At 66.7% G+C, this 3,755-nt stretch carries 4 protein-coding genes and 1 pseudogene; 3 read left to right on the forward strand and 2 right to left on the reverse strand.

Features of this window, described 5'->3' with window-relative positions:
* Positions 1 to 1,224: Na(+)-translocating NADH-quinone reductase subunit A (locus HC022_RS20980; protein WP_167453715.1), on the reverse strand; the 1,224-nt coding region annotated here is incomplete at its 3' end.
* 209 nt (positions 1,225 to 1,433) lie between these two features.
* On the opposite strand from HC022_RS20980, the gene HC022_RS20985 reads away from it, so the two are divergent.
* Both HC022_RS20985 and nqrM read left to right on the forward strand, forming a co-directional pair.
* On the forward strand, positions 1,434 to 2,420 hold the full coding sequence (locus HC022_RS20985) for an FAD:protein FMN transferase (RefSeq protein ID WP_175583671.1): 987 nt from the start codon (positions 1,434 to 1,436) through the stop codon (positions 2,418 to 2,420).
* Between the two features lie 23 nt (positions 2,421 to 2,443).
* Complete coding sequence (nqrM, locus tag HC022_RS20990) at positions 2,444 to 2,683, forward strand: (Na+)-NQR maturation NqrM (protein WP_008884407.1); 240 nt, start codon at positions 2,444 to 2,446, stop codon at positions 2,681 to 2,683.
* Positions 2,684 to 2,830: 147 nt separating this feature from the next.
* On the opposite strand, the pseudogene HC022_RS28825 reads toward nqrM, so the two are convergent.
* Positions 2,831 to 3,010: pseudogene (locus tag HC022_RS28825) on the reverse strand (hypothetical protein); the annotation flags it as partial.
* Positions 3,011 to 3,105: 95 nt separating this feature from the next.
* On the opposite strand from HC022_RS28825, the gene HC022_RS21000 reads away from it, so the two are divergent.
* The gene (locus HC022_RS21000) at positions 3,106 to 3,627 is read left to right on the forward strand and encodes a CBS domain-containing protein (RefSeq protein ID WP_089962964.1); all 522 of its coding nucleotides are present in this window, start codon (positions 3,106 to 3,108) and stop codon (positions 3,625 to 3,627) included.
* Positions 3,628 to 3,755 lie beyond the last annotated feature (128 nt).

Here is a 3,755-nt window from a genome sequence, read left to right on the forward strand (position 1 = left end):
CGCCTGCGCCTGGTCGGTGTCCATCACCAGCAGCGCCCGCAGCAGCTGCGTCGGCAGGTAGTCCTGCGGCATCAGCTCCTCGAAGGTGCCGAGCGGCACCATGGCGCGGCGGCCCCCGTTCAGGTTCGAGGTCAGCGGGTAAAGCTTGCGCGCGAAGGCCGAGCCGAGCACCGGCTGGATGGCGAATTTCGACGCCATCGGACGGATCCAGCCGAGCGGGATCTGCTCGTGGTCTTCCTTGATGAGCGTGATCTGGCGGGCGTAGCGGCCGAGGTAGCCGGTGGCGCCTTCGCCCATGCGGCCGCTCAGGATCGAGCCCGAGATCACCCGCACCGGCAACTTGGTCTGCAGGTCGTCATGGCAGAGATCCGCCATCGACGCGCCGGCGACCGTCCGCACGAGGCGCGGGCGGCGGCAGAGCGGACCGGTCAGGGCCACGATCCGCGACATGTCGAGCCGGCCGGTGTCGAGCAGGCGGCCGATGGCGATCACGTCGTTGTAGCCGATGGACCAGACCGTCTTGCTGGGCGAGGGCGGCTCGAGGAAATGCATGTGCGTGCCGGCGAGACCCGCCGGGTGCGGCCCGGAGAAGCCGGCGACGAAGACGTCGGGGATGCCCGCGCCGGGGACCTCGGAACCGGCCTCCTGGCAGAGGTAGGTGTGGCCGTCGGTGAGGTGAGTGATCGCCTGAAGACCGTGATAGAAAGCCTTGGAATCCTGAGCGATAATCGTTGCAGCGTCACCGCAGAGCGGCTCGGTGTCCATCGCCGTCACGTAGATCGCGGCGGGCCGCGTCGCCGGGTCGGGCACCTTCGAATAGGGACGCGTCCGGAACGAGGTCCAGAGGCCGGCGAGGCAGAGGCGCTCGATAATTCCCTCGGCGGTGTGCGGATCGCCCACGCCCGAGAAGTCGATGGGCTCGGCGGCGGTCGGATCGACCTCGATCTCGACGCTGATCAGGACGCGGCGGGCGCCGCGGTTGATCGCCTTGATTCGTCCCGAGACCGGCGCGGTGACCTGCACCTGCGGCGTGTCCTTGTGGCTCAGGATCGGCGTGCCGGCGGCGACCACGTCGCCTTCCTGAACGGTGAGTCGGGGTTTCAGGCCGATGTAGTCATCGCCAAGGATGGCCACAGTCCGGACCGGGGGAGCATCTTCAATCCCGCCTTCGGGCGCACCCAGAACCGGGACATTCAGACCTTTTCGTAACGTAAATCGCTGCACGTCGTTTTCGTCCTGTCCATTTTTGGCCGTCTTATGTGACGCCGGGAGGCTTTTTGGAAGTTCTTCCGGGGATTTTTTTCAGTTTAATGTTGTATCGATCCGGAAACTCCCGCAGAAGCCCATCATCTCATCGTTGACCACGAAGCACCACTTCTGCGGAGATAAAAGTGCCAAACCCCATCCTCCTCTCTCGCCGTAGCCTCCTCGTAATGCCAATCGCGCTGGCCGCGTGCAAGAAGGGCTGGGATGTGCTCGAGCTTTCGGGGCTCACCATGGGCACCAGCTACTCGATCGTTGCCGTGGATCACTCGCGGTCTGTCGACAAGGCCGAGCTCGCCCGCGCCGTCGATGCCAGCCTGATCCGGGTGAACACCCAGATGTCGAACTCGGACGCGACGTCCGAGATCTCGCGTTTCAACGCCTCCACCGGGGCAGAGCCCTTCGCCGTCTCGCCCGAGCTGGCTGAGGTGATGCTCGCCGCGCAGGAAGTGAACACCGAGAGCGACGGCCGCTTCGACGTCACCGTCGGCCCGCTGATCGACCTCTGGGGCTTCGGCGCCCGCACCGGCTCGGACCTGCCGAGCGATGCACAGATCGCCGACGCGCTGGCCTGCTGTGGCCAGTCCCAGACGCTGCGCGTCTCGGATCGCAGCCTGCAGAAGACCCGCCCCGAGGCCGAAGTTTACCTGTCGGCCATCGGCAAGGGCTTCGGCGTCGACCAGGTCGCGCGCACCCTCGCGGGCTTTGGCCTCACCGACTACATGGTCGAGATCGGCGGCGACCTCTACACCGCAGGCCGCAACCCCGACGGCCGACCCTGGCAGATCGGCATCGAGAGCCCCGAGGCCTTCGACCGCGGCGTGATGCAGGTTGTGGGCGTGTCGGGTCTCGGCATGGCGACCTCGGGCGACTACCGCAACTTCTTCGAGCGCGACGGCAAGCGCTACTCGCACATCATCGACGCCACGACCGGCCGTCCGGTGACGCACCACACCGCCTCGGTGACCGTGCTGACCGAGAACGCGATGATGGCCGACGCCTGGGCCACGGCCCTGCTGGCGGTGGGCACCAAGCGCGGCCTCGAGATCGCAAATGATCGTGAGATGGCGGTCCTCTTCGTTGATCGTTCCGGCGAGGCGGGGCAGATTGGCCACGTCACCGAGGCCAGCGAGCGTTTCAAGGCGCTGCAGGCCTGATCCACTTCTGACGGGAGCCTGCTTTGTCGACCTTTCTGCTTGCCTTCGGACTTCTGATGATCGTGATGCTGGGCATGGCGCTCGGCGTCATGTTCAGCGGGCGCACGATCAAGGGCAGCTGTGGCGGGCTGAACGCCATCGCCGACGCGGACCATTGCCTGGTCTGCAAGCAGGAGATCGACCCGAACAGCCCCCTGCGCGAGCGGCTCAAGTGCCCGCGTGCCCGCAAGATGATCGAGGACATGGAGCGCGAGGCGAGCTGATCGCCTTCCATCCGGCCGGATTTCGGGGCGGGGCGGGGGACTGCCTCCCCTCTTTCATTTGCGCAGAGGGTTCTTGAGTGGGGGCGTTTGGAGCGGGGGGTCTTGGGGAGTGGCGCCGCGGGGGGTCTTCAGCGCCGGCCCGGCCCCTCCGCCCCGCATCGGCAGGAAGCCCAGCACCAGCAGCGCCACCGCCGCCACCAGCCCGAACACCCAGAGCTGCCAGCGCGGGCCCTCGGCCTTCCAGACGCTGCGGTAGCGGTATCCCGCGAGGCAGGCGACCACGAACAGAAGGGTGGCGGTGACGGGCGTGAGCGCAAGCTCGGGCACGGGCGAATTCCTCTCGGCAGGGCGCAATCTACAAAGCGCGTTTACAGATGCGCTGATTGCATTACCCTAGGGGAGAGACAAGGGAGGGTCACGTGATGCCAGCTTCTTACCAGCCGCACACCCGCGGCGACGACGACCACGAGAAGACGCACAGCCAGTCCATCGAGACGAACCTGTCCGCCGCCGAGGCGACGGTGGGGCATGTGATGGAGAAGAAGGGCCGTGATGTCCACACCATCGGTCCGGACGAGACCATAGGCCACGCGGTCGAGGTGCTCCGCGACAAGCGCATCGGGGCGATCCTCGTGACCGACGCCGCCGGGCACCTCGTCGGCATTCTCTCCGAGCGTGACATCGTGCGGCGGCTGGCGGATACGCCCGGCCGGACCCTGCCGCAAACCGTCGCCGAGCTGATGACCGCCGATCCGCAGACCTGCACGCTCGACGAGACGCTGGTGCGTGTGCTGCGCCGGATGACCGACGGGCGCTTCCGCCACCTGCCGGTGCTGGAAGACGGCGAGATTGCCGGGATGATCTCGATCGGGGACGTGGTGAACTACCGGCTCACCGCGCTTGAATACGAGGCGCTGAAGCTCAAGCAGCTGATCGTCGGCTGAATCTTTGAAACAGCAAAACCGCGGTCCCGTCGATGCGGGACCGCGGTTTTGCTTGTCTTGAGGGATCAGACCGCGCGGGTGAGGAACTGCGCGGCGTTGCGGTCCCAGCCAAGCCGGACCGGCGCGCC

Source organism: Salipiger sp. HF18, from assembly GCF_011806505.1.
Lineage (GTDB): Bacteria > Pseudomonadota > Alphaproteobacteria > Rhodobacterales > Rhodobacteraceae > Salipiger > Salipiger thiooxidans.

What these genes read in the sequence shown, in the direction of transcription:
- HC022_RS20985 (WP_175583671.1), top strand. Translation starts at nt 1,434, where the DNA reads ATGCCAATCGCGCTGGCCGCGTGCAAGAAGGGCTGGGATGTGCTCGAG.
- HC022_RS21000 (WP_089962964.1), top strand. Translation starts at nt 3,106, where the DNA reads ATGCCAGCTTCTTACCAGCCGCACACCCGCGGCGACGACGACCACGAG.